This is a genomic window from Acinetobacter portensis (assembly GCF_023158935.1).
Classification (GTDB): Bacteria; Pseudomonadota; Gammaproteobacteria; order Pseudomonadales; family Moraxellaceae; genus Acinetobacter; species Acinetobacter faecalis.
Genome location: NZ_CP096120.1, coordinates 1,110,892 through 1,128,789, shown reverse-complemented (window position 1 = coordinate 1,128,789; position 17,898 = coordinate 1,110,892). Strand labels below are relative to the sequence as shown.

Here is a 17,898-nt window from a genome sequence, read left to right as displayed (position 1 = left end):
TTGTTTTTATTTGCGATACCTTACCCTTTAAAGGGAAAGAAGTGCTACTTTGCATGGGGGATTCTATTCTTTTGAGGGATATTGAGATGAACATTTTAGTTTTGGGTAGTGGCGGCCGTGAACATGCGCTTGCATGGAAAATCGCACAAGACGATCAAGTCGCAAAAGTATTTGTTGCCCCAGGTAATGCAGGCAGCGCAACTGAAAATAAATGTGAAAATGTTGCTTTAAACATTCTCGACAATCCTGCAATTATTGATTTTGCAAAAAATAATGCAGTAGAAATGATTATTGTTGGTCCTGAAGCACCACTTGTAAATGGTGTTGTAGATGCTTGCCGCGAAGCAGGTGTTAAAGTTTGGGGTCCAACGAAATTTGCTGCACAGCTTGAAGGTTCAAAAGCTTTCGCTAAACATTTCTTAAAACGCCACAACATTCCAACTGCTTTTTACGACGTATTTACAGAAGTAGATGCAGCTAAAGCATTTGTTGAAAAAAATGGCGCTCCTATCGTAATTAAGGCAGATGGTCTTGCTGCGGGTAAAGGCGTAATTGTTGCAATGACAAATCAAGAAGCGTTTGATGCAATTGATGACATGCTTGCAGGCAATAAATTTGGTGATGCAGGTTCTCGCGTTGTAATCGAAGAATTCCTTGCTGGTGAAGAAGCTTCTTTCATTTGCATGATTGATGGCGACAACATTTTACCAATGGCAACGTCACAAGATCACAAACGTATTTTTGAAGGCGACCAAGGTCCAAACACAGGTGGTATGGGTGCTTACTCTCCTGCTCCTGTTGTAACTTCAGACGTTTTTGAAAAAGCAATGAACGAAGTTATGCGTCCAACTGTTGAAGGCATGAAAAAAGATGGTCATGTTTACACAGGTTTCTTGTATGCAGGCTTGATGATTGATGAACAAGGTCAACCTAAAGTGATCGAATTTAACTGTCGTTTTGGTGATCCTGAAACTCAACCAATTATGATGCGTTTAAAATCATCTTTAGTTGATTTAGTTCAAGCAGGTTTAGATGGTAACTTACCTGCCGAAGCTGAATGGGATGAGCGTAAAACTGTAGGTATCGTTTTGGCATCTAAAGGTTACCCTGAAACTTCTAGCAATGGCGATGTGATTTCAGGTTTAGATACACTAATGACTGATGCTAAAGTTTTCCATGCAGGCACTAAAGCCAATGAAAATGGCGAGATTGTTACTGCTGGCGGTCGTGTTCTTTGCGTAACTGCGCTTGGCAATACAATTGGCGAAGCTCAAGCAAAAGCTTTAGAACTTTGCGAAAAAGTAACGTTTGATGGCGTTCAATACCGTAAAGATATTGGTTACCGTGCAATTGCTCGTGAAAATGCTTAATCTAAATATAGATTAATTAAAAACCCGCTAAATGCGGGTTTTTAATTGAGGTATTTTATCAAACTGTATTCATTCAATATTTTTATTTACGAGTTTATTTCTATATTCATTTTTCATCTTTAGATCAGACAAAATCTTATAAAGATGAATAAACACACATTATTAAGTCTAATTAAAATAATAGTTTTATAATTCATTGTTTTTAAATGTTTTTAGCAACCATAAAATCCGCTCTTATCCAGCAAATCAGCTAAGTATTCTGTTTTTAATCACTATATTGAATAATTATTTATTGCTATGATATTACCAAGTTATGAATATTTCTAAGTTATACAAAATTTGCCTTTATTCAGCTATCGCTATAAAGTCTTTGTATAGTATGGAAGCAACCATATAAGCAATTGATCAAAAAATAATGATTAACTTTAATATCAATAAGTTAAATCATTATTTAATCTGTAATCTCTCCAACATTGGTTATAGTAAATCTATATTTTATAAATTTACTTAGGATGAAAAAATGAAAAAAATCCTCGGACTTATTTTAGGTCTTACAGTTGGCTTAACAGCTTGTTCAAAGCCTGAAGCTCCTGCAACTGAAGCAGCGCAAAAAGACACAACAGAATTACAAAAAGTTGTAATGGCTTCTACAGGTTCAGATGCTGACATTTGGAATCACATTGCAAGCCTACCTGAAACTAAAGAAGCAGGTATTGATCTTCAAGTGAAAAGCTTCACAGACTATGTTGCAATGAACACAGCTGTAGCAAACAAAGAAATTGATATCAATGCATTCCAATCTTATGCATATCTTGTTGCTTTCAATACATCAAACAAAGATAAAATTGCACCTATATCTACAACTTACTTAGAACCAATGGGTATTTACTCAAGCAAAGTTAAAAAAGTTGAAGAATTTGCAAACGGCGCAACAATTGCAATTCCTAACGATGCTGCAAATGAAGCTCGTGCATTATTACTTCTTCAAACTGCTGGCTTAATTAAATTAAAAGCTGACTTTGACTCGGCAACAGGTACACCTGCTGACATCACTGAAAATGCAAAAGCAATTGTGATTAAGCCAATTCAAATGGCAACTGCTGTTCGTGTTAAAGACGAAGTAGATGCAATTGTTTTAGGTAATACGCTTGCATTAGAAGGTGGTTTAAACGTTCTTAAAGATTCTATTTTCTACGAACCTGCTGACCAAAGCACAAAACTTAATGTAAACGTTTTAGCTGTTGCAGCAGATCGTGCAAATGATCCTGTTTTACAAAAAGTTGGTGCGTTATATCACACTGAAGCAGCTCAAAAATTCATTAAAGAAAAATTTGAAGGCACGAAAGTTGACGTAAATAAACCAATCAGCTATTTAACTGAATCTAAATAGTAATATAATTAAGAATAACTAAAACAGGCAAACACTCTTTGCCTGTTTTTCATTTTAGATTAATTTAGACGATATGATTGAATTTAAAAACATTTCCAAGCATTACACACTGAATGGTCAGACTATTCGTGCCTTAGATCAGATAAACCTTCAAATTCCAGATGGCAGCATTTTTGGCATTATTGGCTATAGTGGAGCTGGTAAAAGTACTTTAATTCGTCTGATTAATCTTTTAGAACGTCCTAATGACGGTCAAGTGATCATCAATCAAACCGATTTCACAGCTTTAACCCCTGCCCAACTTCGTACTGAACGTGCAAATATTGGCATGATTTTTCAGCACTTCAATTTACTGCAAACCAAAACAGTTGCAGCCAATATTGAAATGCCTATGAAACTTTTAGGTTATAGCAAAACAGAGCGTGAAAAACGTTTAAATGAATTATTAGAATTTATTGATCTTAAGCACAAAGCAAATGCCTTCCCAGATGAATTATCTGGTGGTCAAAAGCAACGTGTTGGTATTGCGCGTGCACTTGCTAATCATCCTAAAATTTTATTATGTGATGAAGCAACTTCTGCATTAGATCCGCAAACAACAAAATCTGTTCTTGAACTATTAAAGAAAATTAATAAAGAACAAGGCATTACTATTGTGATGGTAACGCATGAAATGGATGTAATTGAGTCTGTTTGTGATTATGTTGCCGTTATGGAACAAGGTAAAGTCATTGAGTCTGGTTCGACTTTGGAAATCTTTAGTCAACCTCAGCACCCAACCACTAAAAACTTTATTCAGACTGTTTTACAGCAACAACTTCCTGTAAACATTTTAAGTAATTTAGAAAATCAAAATCATAACAGCGTGTATTGCCTTAAATTTTTAGGTAGCTCTGCACAAGAAACTGTTATTCAGGCTGTTATTAAACAGTTTGATATTAGTTTGAATATTTTATTTGCCAACATGACCGAAATTAACGGCACTGTTATTGGACAAATGTTTATTCAGCTTTTAGGTGATGATGCACTTATTCAACAAGCGATTGAGTTTTTAAGATCTCACGGCGTGCAAGTTGAACAGTCAGGAGTAATCGCATGAGAGATTTAATAGTGCAATTGCTGACTTCTTTAACAGCACCGTTTTGGACAAGTTCTGTTTCAATGGATCAGTTTGTTACCGCATTGCAAGAAACCCTAAATATGGTGTTCTTTTCAATGATTTTCGGAACAATTTGGGGCTTTGTTCAAGGTATTGCTTTAGTTGCGACACGCCCAGATGGAATTTTGCCGAACAAAGCTATTTATACGGCGTTAAACCCTATTGTGAATGCTCTTCGTTCACTTCCCTTCATTATTTTAATGATTGCGGTTTACCCTTTAACTAAGTTTATTACAGGTACGACCATTGGTACTTGGGCTGCAATTGTACCGCTTACTATTTATGTAGGTCCTTATATTGGTCGTTTGGTTGAGTCTTCATTACTTGAAGTAAATAGTGGTATTGTTGAATCTGCTCAAGCAATGGGTGCAACGCCATTACAAATTGTATTTAAGTTTGTCATTCCTGAAGCTCGTAGCTCGCTTATTTTAAACTTAACCACTGCCCTTATTAGCTTAATTGGTGCAACTGCAATGGCAGGTGCAATTGGTGCAGGCGGTATTGGTGACCTTGCTATTTCTTATGGTTACCAACGTTTTGATGACAGCGTGATTTACCTGACAGTAATTGTGCTGATTATTTTGGTTCAAATTGTTCAATCTTTAGGTGAACGGCTATCTCGTTTAAGATAATCAACATTACATAAATTTTGATAAATTAAAGCCCTCTTTCGAGGGCTTTAATTTTTTATATTCGCTTTCATTTTCATTAAAAATATTAAATTTGTCTAAGCTTATTTAATTTAAGTGATGCTAAGTCAATATTTTTTCATTTGTTAAAGTTTTGATCATGTTATATTTCTATGAAATATTTGATAAAACTTCACCAATTCATTTCAATTACACTCAGAAAAACAATAGAGCGTGCTAAAATAGCGGGTGTTTTTGCAGGGACTCATTTATGCACTTTGTACATCTTGGTATTCAAACAGAATTTTCAATTACGGAATCTATTGTTCGTATACCTGAACTTGTGAAAGCTGCAGCAGATGACAACATGCCTGCACTTGCCATTACAGACTTATCTAACTTACACGCAGCTGTAAAATTCTATGGAAAGTGTTTAGGCAAAGGTATTAAACCTATTTTAGGTTCAATTTTACGCCTGAATGATGCAGAACATCGTATTACCCTGCTGTCTATGACCAACAAAGGTTGGCGTAATCTTACCGAACTCGTATCTGAAGGTTATATTTCAGGTCAGCAACTTGATATCCCTTGTGTAAGAAAAGAATTAATATTAGAACAAAACCAAGACCTCATTTTACTGCTTGGTATGCACAGCGACGTTGGTAAAATGCTGTGCACTTCTAATCCTCAAAAAGCGGAACCACTCTTAGAAGAATGGGTTGAGAAATTTGGCAATCGTGTTTACTTTGCACTTACACGTACCAATCATCCTGGTGAAGAAGATTTTATTCACGAAGCGGTAAAACTTGCTAAAAAATACAATATTGGTGTTGTTGCACACAATGATGTTCACTTTATTAAAAGTGAAGACTATGAAGCACATGAAGCACGTGTTTGTATTGCAGATGGTTATGTTTTAGGTGATAGTCGCCGTCCAAAAAACTATACGCCTGAACAATATTTCAAAACATCTGAACAAATGGTTGAGCTGTTTTCAGATATCCCTTCAGCAATTGAAAATACTTACTATATTGCACAGCGTTGTAATGCAACGCTTCGTTTAGGCTTTAATGACCTACCTGATTATCCAATTCCTGAAGGTCATACCATTGACACTTACTTTGCACACTTGTGTGAAGAAGGCTTAGAAGAACGCCTAGATTTCCTTTATCCAATTGAAAAGCGTGATGATGATTGGGCAGAAGTTCGTAAGCCTTACGATGAACGCTTAGCCTTTGAAATTAAAATTATTCTAGATATGGGTTTCCCGGGTTACTTCCTCATTGTCATGGACTTCATTCAATGGTCTAAAGGCAATGGCGTACCTGTAGGTCCGGGACGTGGTTCAGGTGCAGGCTCACTTGTTGCTTATAGCTTAAAAATTACCGATCTTGATCCATTACGTTACGACCTACTTTTCGAACGTTTCTTAAACCCAGAACGTGTATCTATGCCCGATTTCGACGTCGATTTCTGTATCGCTGGTCGTGACCGTGTAATTGACTATGTTGCGCGTACTTATGGTCGCGAAGCTGTATCTCAAATTGCAACGTTCGGTACCATGGCCGCCAAAGGTGCAATTCGTGACGTTGCGCGTGTATTGGGTAAATCTTATGGTTTAGCTGATCGTATTTCAAAAATGATTCCAACCAAACCTTTAGGTTTGAGTTTAGAAGAATCAATTGAAGCAGAACCACAACTTAAAGATATTGTAACCAACCCTTCCAACCCAGACTACGATGATGCATCTGAAATTTGGGAAATGGCACTAAAGCTTGAAGGGATTACACGTAACACAGGTAAACATGCGGGTGGTGTTGTAATTGCACCAACCAAACTCACCGATTATTCGGCTGTTATGTGTGATGCAGATGGCACATCACGTGTTGCACAGTTCGATAAAGATGACGTAGAAGCCGCAGGCTTAGTGAAGTTCGACTTCTTGGGTTTACGTAACTTAACCGTAATTGAAGATGCGATTAAGCACATTAATGCACGTGAAGATGTTACCGAACCTGTCAATATTTCATATATTCCATTAGACGATAAACCTGCATACGAAATTTTTGCAAAGGCAAATACCACAGCAGTATTCCAGTTTGAATCCGTGGGCATGAAAAAAATGCTTAAGGAAGCACGCCCAAGTAAATTCGAAGAAATTATCGCCTTTGTGTCGTTATACCGTCCAGGTCCAATGGATCTTATTCCAGACTTTATCCATCGTATGCATGGTGGCGAGTTTGAATATTTACATCCATTACTCGAAAAAGTACTCGAACCAACTTACGGAATTATGGTTTACCAAGAACAGGTAATGCAGGCAGCGCAGTTCTGTGCAGGCTATAGCTTGGGTGGTGCAGACTTACTTCGTCGTGCAATGGGTAAGAAGAAACCTGAAGAAATGGTGAAACAGCGCCAAATCTTTATTAAAGGTGCTGCCGAAAAAGACATTGATGAAGCAACAGCCAACCATATTTTCGACTATATGGAAAAATTCGCCGGCTATGGTTTTAACAAATCACATGCTGCTGCTTATGCCCTTGTTGCTTATCAAACAGCTTGGTTAAAAGCGCATTATCCTGCTGAATTCATGTCTGCCGTTTTAACTTCGGAAATGCAGAATACAGACAGCATCGTATTCTTAATTGATGACTGTCGTATTAACAAGCTAGAAGTACTTCCACCTTCTATCAATATGTCTATTTACCAATTCCACGCAAGTAGCCCATCGACAATTGTTTATGGTTTAGGTGCAATTAAAGGTGTTGGCGAAGCTGCAATGCAGTCTGTTATTGACTCACGCATTCAAGATGGTCCTTACAAAGATTTATTCGATTTCTGCCATCGTGTAGATTTGAAAAAAATCAATAAACGTACTTTAGAAGCGCTGATTCGTTCAGGCGCACTCGATTGTTTAGGCATTGAACGTTCAAGTTTAATGGCTCAACTTCCTGAAGCAGTTCAAGCAGCCGAACAAGCTCGCTCAAACCGTGAAACAGGTATTATGGATTTATTTGGTGAAGTTGAAGAAGTTCAACGTAAACCAGCTAAACCTGTAAAACCTTGGTCAGATGAAGTTCGCTTAAAAGGTGAAAAAGATACTTTAGGTTTATATTTAACGGGACATCCAATTGATGTTTATAAAGTAGAACTTAAATCTTTTGTATCAAATAAAATTAATGAATTAACACCAACACGTCGTGGCGTAACCACTGTATTTGCAGGTTTAGTTGTAGATATTGCCAACTTCCCTAACCGCATGATGGTTACTTTAGATGACGGCACAGCGCGTATTGAAATTTCTGCCAATCACGAACGTTTCCAACGTTTTAAAGATGTGATTGTGAATGAAAAAGTTGTGGTTATTGAAGGTGAAATTTACGAGCGTGAAGGCTTTGATCGCCCAATGGGACGTTTAACCAAAGCATTTAACCTCAATGAAATTCGTCAAAAACGCGCAAACAGCATTCAAATTAAACTCGCACCTGAACATTTCAGCAAAACATTAAATAAAGATTTACAAGAAATACTTCTTCCTTACTGCAATGTAGATATGCATACCCATATTCCAGTTCAATTAAAACTCGACTTTGAATATGCAACAACAGAATTACATTTAGGAATTAACTGGAAAGTTGCTCCTTTAGATGAATTACTCAGTAAGTTACGTGATTATTTTGGTGCCGATGCCTTACACATCGAATATCAAGTAAAGTCAAAAGCAGCCAAAGCCGTAAGCTATGAGGCTGCACAACCTGTTCAAGTTGCACCACCTCCTGAAGGTGTGTCTATGGACGATGCAATGGATCAATTTCAGGCACAAGCCGAACAATATTCTTAAGATAAAAACTGTCAAAGTGGAAAAAATATGAGTCATATTGACAATGCTGCCGTTTCAGCACATCTCTCCCATGTGCGTATTGTCATGGTGAATACAACATTACCTGCAAATATTGGTAGTGCTTTACGTGCAATGAAAACAATGGGTTTATCTAAGTTGGTTTTGGTTTCTCCAAAAACCTACCCACACCCAGACATCAACGCACTTGCAGCAGGTGCAACAGATTTAATTGATCAAATTGAAATTGTTGAAACACTTGAAGATGCAATTAAAGATTGTCACATTGTCTTTGGAACAAGCGCACGTAGTCGCACCATTCCTTGGCCTTTACTTGATGCGCGCCCTGCTGCTGAAAAATCGTTAAAAGCCGTAATTGACGACAAACAACAAGTTGCTGTTATCTTTGGACGTGAAGACCGTGGTTTGACCAACGAAGAGCTTGCACTTGCAAACTTTCACGTGACAATTCCTGTGAATACAGATTATGGTGTATTAAACGTTGCCCAAGCCATTCAAATCATTTGTTATGAAATGCGTATGGCAGCAATGGATAAAATGGGTAAAGAAGTTAATCCAGAAGCGACTATGCATGTAACAGAAACTGAAGATATGCAATGGGATGAGCCACTTGTTACACATGAACAAATGGAACAGTTTTACCCACATATTGAAAAAATGTTAGCAGAAATTGAGTTTTTAGATCCTAAAAACCCACGATTACTTCCTTTACGCTTGCGTCGCCTATTTGGTCGTATACAATTAGATCGTATGGAATATCATTTACTTCGTGGCATATTTAGCCGTGTACAAGCACTAAATAATGGCACATGGAAACAGTCGAAGTCTGAAAAATAATGGGGATCAATCCAATGCTTAAACAGCTTAAAGAAGATATAAACGCTGTATTCGCGCGCGATCCTGCCGCACGAAACACCCTTGAAGTCTTAACCACATATCCTGGCATACATGCATTAATGATGCATCGTGTTGCCCATGAATTATGGAAAAAAGATTGTAAAGGATCAGCACGTTTACTGTCTTCATTTAGCCGTTTTTCAACAGGTATTGAAATTCATCCTGGTGCTAAAATTGGTCGTCGTTTTTTCATCGATCATGGCATGGGTGTTGTAATTGGTGAAACTGCGGAAATTGGCGATGATGTTACGCTTTATCATGGCGTAACTTTGGGCGGTACAACTTGGAATAAAGGCAAACGCCATCCAACACTAGAAGATGGTGTAGTTGTAGGTGCTGGTGCCAAAATTTTAGGGCCATTTACAGTAGGTAAAAACTCTAAAGTTGGTTCAAATGCTGTTGTAACAAAAGCAGTTCCTGAAAATACAACTGCTGTTGGTAACCCTGCTCGTTTTATTACTAAAGATAAACCAAGTGAAGAAGAAGCACGTCGACGTGATTATGCAGAAAGTATTGGTTTTCAACCGTACGCTGCAACGCAAGACCAATCCGATCCAATCCTTGATGGCATGCGCGTTCTACTCGATAGAATTCAACAAAATGAAAAACGTATGAACACATTATGTCAACGTTTATCCTTACTTGATCCTACTTTCAAAAAACAGCAAGTGAAAGAACAACCTTTTAGTGCTGAAGAACTTAAGATTATTGAAGATGTTAGACGTGAATGTGAAGCTCAAAGTAGCCAATCTAAAGCCTAATCTTTTTCCTTTATAAATTAACAAGCTGTAACTTGCATATTTATCAGTGTTTTTCTAGACTGATAAATATGCTCAAAATTGCACTTTGAACCACACTTTAAAAAAATTAATGGATGATCATAATGATGCTTAAACCGTTGGCATGCGTAGCACTATCAGCAGCACTTTTATCTGCTTGTTCAGTTCTACCAACAAGTCACGAACCGATCGTTTTCAAAGAACCTACTCTTTCTGCACCATTTTATGCACTTAATCCATTTAACTACGCAGCACCTTCTGCATTTGAATTAGATTTAAAGAAAGCAGAAAACGGGAAAAATCGTTTAATTGTTCCAGCTACAAACAGCAAAACACGTGAAATTTCTTATGCAAAATCTGCTTCTAGCAATCAAGTAGATGTCACTGAAATTGATGATTTTTTACAAATGGTCGAAGGTAAAGCACGTCATTACCCACCACGTTTCACTGAGCGCCAAGAACGCAAAGGTTTCGAACAGAAATTAAAACAAGTAAACCAACAACTTGAAGCACTTACAGCAAAAGACAATGCATCTTTTGATGTGCTTATTCGCGCATTTAAAGCAAGCGTAATGGCACGTAATTTAGACCTTGGTTCTGCATATACAACTAAATCTATGAATTATGCACAACGTTTGCAAAAACTAAATAAGAATGACCCAGAACTTAATTTCTGGTTTGGTTTTGCACTATCTGAAGGTGGTGGTCAACGCGAAGCAATTTCTTATTTAGACAAAGCGATGAAAGCTGGCGTTCAAGAAGCTTATTTATCTGCAACAAACAATTATTTAGCGATGGAACAGAAGAAAAATGCTGTTCAAACCCTAAAAAATTACAAACTTCAATATCCTCAAGAAGCTAATGTAGCAGATCGCTTAATTAATGAAATTGAGAAAAAAGGTCGTTGGAATGTATGGCAAGTTATGAATCCAACTAAATAACTCAACTTGTTACCAAATTAAGACCGTTTATACGGTCTTTTTTTATACTTAACGATTGAAATCACACAAAAAAATCGTATGATAAAAAATCGGATTTTATGTAGTAAACCTATGGCTACGCTTATAAAAAAAATAACATTCCTTGCTGCCCTAAGTACGTTATTACTTTCAGGTTGTCAGGTTGTCAGTGTTAAAAATGTTTCTCTAAATACCACCATCGCAAATGAACGTGATAGCATTTTGTCACGTAATAAATTAAGTGAAGCAAGTCTAAATGTTTTGTCTATGACTGGTCGAGAGGCAAAAGTTTGTACAGACAATCCTGAACATTGCGTTAAAGAATTAAAAGAAATTTCTCAAATTCAAGATGAACAACTCCTCTCTACAGCGAGTGAACTTTATCTTGCAAAAGCACTTGCCTATGAAAATTCATCACACTGTAAAACAAGTGTCTTGACGAGCCATCGCTCAGAAGAAAAACAAAAAATCATTCAGCAAAATTATGATACTTGCTTAGACAATCAGCTGCATATGCTCGATCAAAGTATTCGTTATAGCTATGCATATATGTTTAAAACCAAGCGTAATGTGAATGATCGTATTTTTGACAACAGACAAGTACAAATTCGAGATTTCTATAATCAAGCGATTGCAAAACTTTCAAATGCATATTCACTAAGATATAAAAATACCCAATTTAAACCTCAAATTGAAATTGGGAAAAGCTTATACAACATCAATTTTGACAATTACCCGTCACTTAGAACACAAAAAATAGAAAGTATCATGTCTACCTATAGCATGAACTTTTCAGGGTTGAGATCGATTACACGCCGTGATGGTTTTGGCTCAGAATTTCTTGTGGTTTTAAATGATGCAAATGAAAAAGCGAATCGCAGCAAAAAAACACCTTATATTACAGACCCACTCAACCATAAATACCCAAATGGAAGTAACCCCAATATTCATGATGCGCGTTATTTAGCAGTCACGGTTACCGTTGAGCCTGAAAAAGCATCAAGTGTTGATGAAATTATAAATAGCAAAGTATTAAATTTAAATGTGTATGATCCTTACAATCACGATACTGCACAAATTTCAGGTAAATCTTATCCATTAGCTGCAAACTTTTCTGCACCTTATGGTCTATGGTTGGCTGAAAATAATCTTGTTCGTGCTGCATTTTTATCACTGATTGACCGTGATGATCGTATAACACTGCCCCATCTATTTATGCTTGAACCTTACAATCCAAATAAAAAAGTTATTGTTCTAGTTCATGGTTTGGCAAGTAGTCCTGAAGCTTGGGTACGCTTAACAAACGATATCATGGGTGATCCTGTATTACGCGATAATTACCAAGTTTGGCAAGTTTTCTATTCTACCAATATGCCTATTTTAGAAAGTCGCTTTCAAATTTATGCACTTATTACGCAAACATTCAATCAAGTTGCACCAAATGCATCTGCAAAAAAAGATGCTGTGCTAATTGGTCATAGTATGGGTGGTATTATTTCTCGCTTACTTGTGAGTGATGCAGACTTAGTGAAGCCCGCAGTTGCCCTGTTAAATAATAGTCGTGCCAACAAATATAAAAATGACCCTTTATTTAAATCACGTTTGCAAATGAATCATGTACCTAATTTTAGCCGCGCAATTTTCCTTGCTTCACCACATAGAGGAACCGAATTCGCTGACCGCTGGTTTACATTGGCTGCACGCAAAATTATTAAACTCCCTGGTGCTTTTCTTGGTGCCCTTGCAGATACAGTACAAGATGGTAATTTGAAAAACTTTGGTAAAGAAGTTGGTAATGGACTCATTCAAAATGGCCCGAGTGATTTAAGCAATAACTCGAAATTCACTGAAATTACGAAAAATGTCATACCTTATAAAGGCTTTAAATATCACAGCATTATTGGTAACAATACTTTAAGTGATGATTTAAATATTATTTCCGATGATATTGTTCCATATAGTAGTGCACATTTAGATGGTGCAATTTCTGAAAAAATCATTAAAGGTGGTCACTCTATTCAGGAAACACCAGAAGCTGTTTTAGAGCTTCGTCGAGTTTTAAAACTTCATTTGATGGATTTAGGTTTGCATAAATAACCGTATTCAATACAAGATTTTTACTCAAGCCCAACTTATAACTTAAGTTGGGCTTTCTTATTTTTCACGCTGTAAATCCGTCTTGAATGAAATAACTTGCATCTACCAAATTAAATATGCTATTGATTGATAAATAACCACAAAAACAACATATTATAAGTAGTACCCTAATATGAAATTACATGGTACAAAAAATTTAACTCGTGATCATATTAATAAGCTGATTACTAAAAAATTAAATTTTTTATATTTTTCTAAACCAATTGAAAATATCTATAGAAAGCAATATCGCTCTGCGGCTGCTTTTGAATTTAGGTATCGAGCACCTTTGGTCTTAATTTTATATGCCTTTTTAACTTGGGGCGTTTATCAAAATATATCTGACCTTTATTTAAAAAATTTATGGCTATCTTTATATAAATGGGTTGGTATTATTATTTTCAGTGCTTGGCTATGTTCATTCAAAAAATCATGGTCTAAATATTTCGATATCTATATGGGGATAGGTGCTCTAAGTGCTGTTTCTATAACATTTGTTATTATTAATTTATTAACAACAACCTATAATACAGCACTATTACATGCAGCCATGATGTATGCGGTTGTTATTATTTATGCTTTTATCGGACTTCGCTTCTATACAGCTATTATTTCTGGCTGGATAGGAGGATTAGTTGGTGTATTTTTTTCAAATTATTATAATTTATATATTGATTGGACTTATTTAATACACACTTATATTTTTAGCAGTTTCTTAGGCATGTCTTTATGTTATGTCATAGATCGGCAACATCGTGAAAACTATCTTCAAAACTGTATTATTGAAACCACACAAAAAGAAATATCCGATCAAGCACAGTTACTTGAGGAACTTTCATTGCTCGATCCACTCACAGGATTAGCCAATAGACGCTATTTAAATCGAATTTTAGAAGCCGAATGGACTTTAGCAATTAAACAACAAGAACCTATATCTATCATTATGTTAGATATAGATTACTTTAAAAATTATAATGATAACTTAGGACATATTTCTGGTGATAATTGCCTACAATCTATTGCTGTCGCGCTAAAAAGCATAACGAACAATCACTCAGAAATAGCAGCTCGTTATGGTGGAGAAGAGTTTTTATTGGTATTTCCTCAAACAAGTACAGAAAAGGCAGCGGAAATTGCAAGTTTAATTTTACACAATATTAAAAATCTTGAAATAAAACATCCAGATAGTCCTATTTGCACAAATATAACTGTTAGTTTAGGTGTGGTTACAACTATTCCTAATCCAGATGATCTATTACGTGATTTTATTGAAGAGGCTGATAAGAAATTATACGAAGCTAAAAACTTAGGACGTAATCGGTACCAAATTGAATCTCTCAATCGCATAGTCATTTGATTATTTTTATAACAGAATAAGCCCAGTCAATAGGTAGTTTTTCGCTAAAAGACTGCTAAAATCGAATGCATAAATGACTTAATTAATGTGATGACGAACTTTTCAATGACTGATCTTTCTAACCATACACCGATGATGCAGCAATATTTAAAAATAAAAATGCAGCATCCTCATTCATTGATGTTTTATCGCATGGGCGATTTTTACGAATTATTTTTTGATGATGCTCAAAAAGCAGCAAAAATATTAGGTATTACACTTACACATCGTGGTAAAGCCAACGGAAATCCTATTCCAATGGCAGGTGTTCCTTATCATGCAGCGGAAGGTTATTTAGCGCGCTTAGTAAAGAAAGGCGAAACTGTTGTAATTTGCGAACAACTTGGTGAAGTAACAGGAAAAGGCCCTGTTGAACGTGGTGTTGTACGTATTATTACGCCTGGAACGCTCACAGATGATGCTCTTCTTACTGCACATCAATCCTCAAACTTAGTCTCTATTTGCATTCAGCAAAATCAAATTGGTATAGCCCTACTTGACCTAAGTGCAGGTATTTTTAAAGTTCAACAACAAGAATACAAAACAGAACAATTAAGCATTGAACTTTCACGTTTAATGCCAAGTGAAATTGTGATTGATGAGAATATTATCGACCCAAATATTGTGGAAGATATTAAACGACTTTTAGATTGCCCAATTACCAAGCGTCCAAATGTCGATTTCAATTTAAATAATGCACAAAAGACATTATGCGATCAGCTTGGTGTATCTACGCTTTCAGGTTTTGGTATCGATCATTTACCTTTGGCAAAAGCAGCTGCCGCAGCACTCATTCATTATGCGAAAGAAACTCAAAAAACAGCCTTACCACATATTCGCTCAATTCAGCTGGAACAAAGCAGTGACTTTATTGCCTTAGATCCTGTAACACGTCGTAATTTAGAACTTATTGAACCACTTTTTGAACATGGTACATCTTTATTTCAACTGATTAACGATTGTAAAACTGCAATGGGTGGACGCTTACTTAGCCGTACCCTGATGCAACCCTTACGTGATACAGCAATTTTAGATGATCGCTTAGATGCAACAACTGTGCTTTTAAAAGGCTACCACGAAGAACCTGTTCGTTTAGTTTTAAAAGAAATTGGGGATATTGAACGTGTGCTAAGCCGTATTGCTTTAGGTAGTGCACGTCCACGAGATTTAGTTCAATTACGTCAAACTTGTGCACAAATTCCATTTTTACGTCACGCAATTAAACCCATTATATCGGTTCAACAATCTAAACTTATTCAACAATTAAACGATGAATTAGGTGATTTTCATGGTTTGCATGAACGTTTAATGTCTGCAATTGTAGAAAATCCACCAGTTTTATTACGTGACGGTAATGTGATTGCCGAAGGTTTCGACAGTGAGCTTGATGAACTGCGTAAAATTCGTGATCACGCAGGTCAATTCTTAATTGATTTAGAAATCCAAGAACGTGAAAACACAGGAATTTCAACTTTAAAAATTGGCTATAACCGTGTGAGTGGTTATTACATCGAGCTTACACGCGCCCAAGCCGAGCAAGCTCCCGATCATTATATTCGTCGTCAAACGCTCAAAAATGCTGAGCGCTACATTACTCCAGAATTAAAATCTTTTGAAGACAAAGTACTTTCAAGTGAATCGCGCGCGCTTGCACGTGAAAAAATGCTTTTTGAAATGCTACTAGATGAACTTCGTGCAGATATTGGCAATTTACAAATGATGAGTGCAGCAATTGCACAAATTGATATGCTTGCTAATTTTGCACATCAAGCACGTTTACGTAGTTGGAACCGCCCTGAATTTAGCCCTGAAATTGGTCTTAAAATAGTTGCAGGTCGTCATCCTGTTGTTGAAGAATTAAGTAAATCCGCTTTTACCCCTAATGATACAACCCTAGATTTTAATCATCGTATGGCGATTATTACAGGGCCAAACATGGGTGGTAAATCGACCTTTATGCGCCAAACAGCGCTTATTGCTTTGCTTGCCTATTGCGGTAGTTATGTTCCTGCTCAAGCTTCAATTTTAGGACCAATTGATCGTGTATTTACACGAATTGGCTCAGCCGATGATTTATCTACAGGCAAATCTACGTTTATGGTAGAAATGACTGAAACATCGCAAATTTTACATCACGCAACTAATCAATCTTTAGTTTTAATGGATGAGGTTGGACGTGGTACAAGTACTTACGATGGTTTATCTTTAGCTTGGGCGTGTGTTTTAGATTTAACAAAACGTATTAAATGCTTATGTTTGTTTGCAACTCACTATTTTGAATTAACAGAGCTAAGTAAAGAAACAGGTATAGATAACTATCATGTAACAGCAAAAGAATTAAATGGCAATTTAATTTTATTACATAAAGTTCAGCAAGGTCCTGCGAGTCAAAGTCACGGTTTACAGGTTGCAAAACTTGCAGGTATTCCTGCAAATGTAATTAAAGATGCACAAAACCGTTTAAAAATTTTAGAGAAACAACAGCAAAAAACGGTGGCATCTTCTGTGCAAAATGACTTATTTGCAATTGAGCCAGAAGTGGAAGTTATTGAGCGTGTTATTGAAATTGAGAAGAAATCTCCTGCTTTAGAATATCTTCATTCTATTGATGTAGATAACTTAACGCCACGACAAGCACTTGAACAACTTTATGCTTTAAAAGAAAAACTCTAATTTTTTTACTTATCGACTTAATATCTAAAGACCTGTAATCACAGTTATAGGTCTTTATTTTTTGTACATAAACACCACAAAGCTATAAATAAAAGTACAAACTAGATCACTTTATATTCAGCTACAGTACAGCTTTTATTTTATTCATAAATAATAGGTTTCTTATAATGAAAAAAGGTCAAATCGCTTTAATATTTATTATTGGTTTAGCACTAGGTTCAATTGCTGGTTATATTGCATATTCACAACTTACTGCACGCTATGTAGCCACAACAACAGCCTGTACAATAGTTAATGAAGCTGTAAACCATAAATTACTTACAACCGATCAAGTGAAAGAGCTTGGCCATTTGGCTGGTCAAGAAATGAATAAAAATTATGCCTCTGTAGCATCAAAATTTGCCTTAACCAAAGAACAAGTTGAAGCTGCATCTCCAGAATCAAACTGTAGCCAATTTCTTGTAGGCGTTAACGAAGCTAAATAAGCTTATTGCCCTTTAAACGTAATTACATTAGATCAATATCATCACTTTTTAAATTCATTCATTTTCTCCTAGATGAATTTACATAAAAGTTTGATGAAAATGGTCTAATGTAGAGCGTTATTTTACAAACATAATAATAAGAATATTCTTATAATTTTTTGCTTAT

Annotated in this window: 12 protein-coding genes; all 12 read left to right on the top strand. The window is 36.1% G+C overall.

The features are described 5' to 3' along the window. Positions 1-86 precede the first annotated feature (86 nt). The 12 genes from purD (at position 87) to MZO21_RS05560 (ending at position 17,732) form a co-directional block, all read left to right on the top strand. On the top strand, positions 87-1,370 hold the full coding sequence (gene purD, locus MZO21_RS05615; RefSeq protein WP_154772152.1) for a phosphoribosylamine--glycine ligase: 1,284 nt from the start codon (positions 87-89) through the stop codon (positions 1,368-1,370). A 520-nt stretch (positions 1,371-1,890) separates the two neighbouring features. After that, positions 1,891-2,760 (top strand): MetQ/NlpA family ABC transporter substrate-binding protein, encoded by an 870-nt coding sequence (locus MZO21_RS05610; RefSeq protein ID WP_154772153.1) that lies wholly within the window; start codon positions 1,891-1,893, stop codon positions 2,758-2,760. Between the two features lie 73 nt (positions 2,761-2,833). Next, on the top strand, positions 2,834-3,859 hold the full coding sequence (locus MZO21_RS05605; protein WP_154772154.1) for a methionine ABC transporter ATP-binding protein: 1,026 nt from the start codon (positions 2,834-2,836) through the stop codon (positions 3,857-3,859). Next, positions 3,856-4,551: a methionine ABC transporter permease gene (locus MZO21_RS05600; protein ID WP_154772155.1), complete on the top strand. Its 696-nt coding sequence runs from the start codon at positions 3,856-3,858 to the stop codon at positions 4,549-4,551. The genes MZO21_RS05605 and MZO21_RS05600 overlap by 4 nt, the downstream gene beginning before the upstream one ends. Positions 4,552-4,819: 268 nt before the next feature. Then, positions 4,820-8,389 (top strand): DNA polymerase III subunit alpha, encoded by a 3,570-nt coding sequence (dnaE, locus tag MZO21_RS05595; protein ID WP_154772156.1) that lies wholly within the window; start codon positions 4,820-4,822, stop codon positions 8,387-8,389. Positions 8,390-8,416: 27 nt separating this feature from the next. Beyond that, a complete protein-coding gene (locus MZO21_RS05590) occupies positions 8,417-9,244 on the top strand; it encodes an RNA methyltransferase (protein WP_154772157.1) in 828 nt (275 codons plus the stop codon). A 14-nt stretch (positions 9,245-9,258) separates the two neighbouring features. Continuing rightward, the gene (gene cysE / locus MZO21_RS05585; RefSeq protein WP_154772158.1) at positions 9,259-10,065 is read left to right on the top strand and encodes a serine O-acetyltransferase; all 807 of its coding nucleotides are present in this window, start codon (positions 9,259-9,261) and stop codon (positions 10,063-10,065) included. Positions 10,066-10,187: 122 nt separating this feature from the next. Then, positions 10,188-11,024: an ABUW_2363 family tetratricopeptide repeat lipoprotein gene (locus tag MZO21_RS05580; RefSeq protein WP_154772159.1), complete on the top strand. Its 837-nt coding sequence runs from the start codon at positions 10,188-10,190 to the stop codon at positions 11,022-11,024. Positions 11,025-11,135: 111 nt separating this feature from the next. Next, entirely contained in the window at positions 11,136-13,139 is a 2,004-nt protein-coding gene (locus tag MZO21_RS05575; RefSeq protein ID WP_154772160.1) for an esterase/lipase family protein, read from the top strand. 172 nt (positions 13,140-13,311) lie between these two features. Then, positions 13,312-14,535: a GGDEF domain-containing protein gene (locus MZO21_RS05570; RefSeq protein WP_154772161.1), complete on the top strand. Its 1,224-nt coding sequence runs from the start codon at positions 13,312-13,314 to the stop codon at positions 14,533-14,535. A gap of 90 nt (positions 14,536-14,625) precedes the next feature. Continuing rightward, positions 14,626-17,247 (top strand): DNA mismatch repair protein MutS, encoded by a 2,622-nt coding sequence (mutS, locus tag MZO21_RS05565; protein WP_154772209.1) that lies wholly within the window; start codon positions 14,626-14,628, stop codon positions 17,245-17,247. A gap of 167 nt (positions 17,248-17,414) precedes the next feature. After that, positions 17,415-17,732: a hypothetical protein gene (locus tag MZO21_RS05560; protein WP_154772162.1), complete on the top strand. Its 318-nt coding sequence runs from the start codon at positions 17,415-17,417 to the stop codon at positions 17,730-17,732. Positions 17,733-17,898 lie beyond the last annotated feature (166 nt).

Coding starts and splice junctions, on each gene's coding strand:
- MZO21_RS05605 (WP_154772154.1), top strand. CDS start 2,834: ATGATTGAATTTAAAAACATTTCCAAGCATTACACACTGAATGGTCAG.
- dnaE (WP_154772156.1), top strand. CDS start 4,820: ATGCACTTTGTACATCTTGGTATTCAAACAGAATTTTCAATTACGGAA.
- purD (WP_154772152.1), top strand. CDS start 87: ATGAACATTTTAGTTTTGGGTAGTGGCGGCCGTGAACATGCGCTTGCA.
- MZO21_RS05600 (WP_154772155.1), top strand. CDS start 3,856: ATGAGAGATTTAATAGTGCAATTGCTGACTTCTTTAACAGCACCGTTT.
- MZO21_RS05610 (WP_154772153.1), top strand. CDS start 1,891: ATGAAAAAAATCCTCGGACTTATTTTAGGTCTTACAGTTGGCTTAACA.
- MZO21_RS05590 (WP_154772157.1), top strand. CDS start 8,417: ATGAGTCATATTGACAATGCTGCCGTTTCAGCACATCTCTCCCATGTG.
- MZO21_RS05580 (WP_154772159.1), top strand. CDS start 10,188: ATGATGCTTAAACCGTTGGCATGCGTAGCACTATCAGCAGCACTTTTA.
- cysE (WP_154772158.1), top strand. CDS start 9,259: ATGCTTAAACAGCTTAAAGAAGATATAAACGCTGTATTCGCGCGCGAT.
- mutS (WP_154772209.1), top strand. CDS start 14,626: ATGACGAACTTTTCAATGACTGATCTTTCTAACCATACACCGATGATG.
- MZO21_RS05575 (WP_154772160.1), top strand. CDS start 11,136: ATGGCTACGCTTATAAAAAAAATAACATTCCTTGCTGCCCTAAGTACG.
- MZO21_RS05560 (WP_154772162.1), top strand. CDS start 17,415: ATGAAAAAAGGTCAAATCGCTTTAATATTTATTATTGGTTTAGCACTA.
- MZO21_RS05570 (WP_154772161.1), top strand. CDS start 13,312: ATGAAATTACATGGTACAAAAAATTTAACTCGTGATCATATTAATAAG.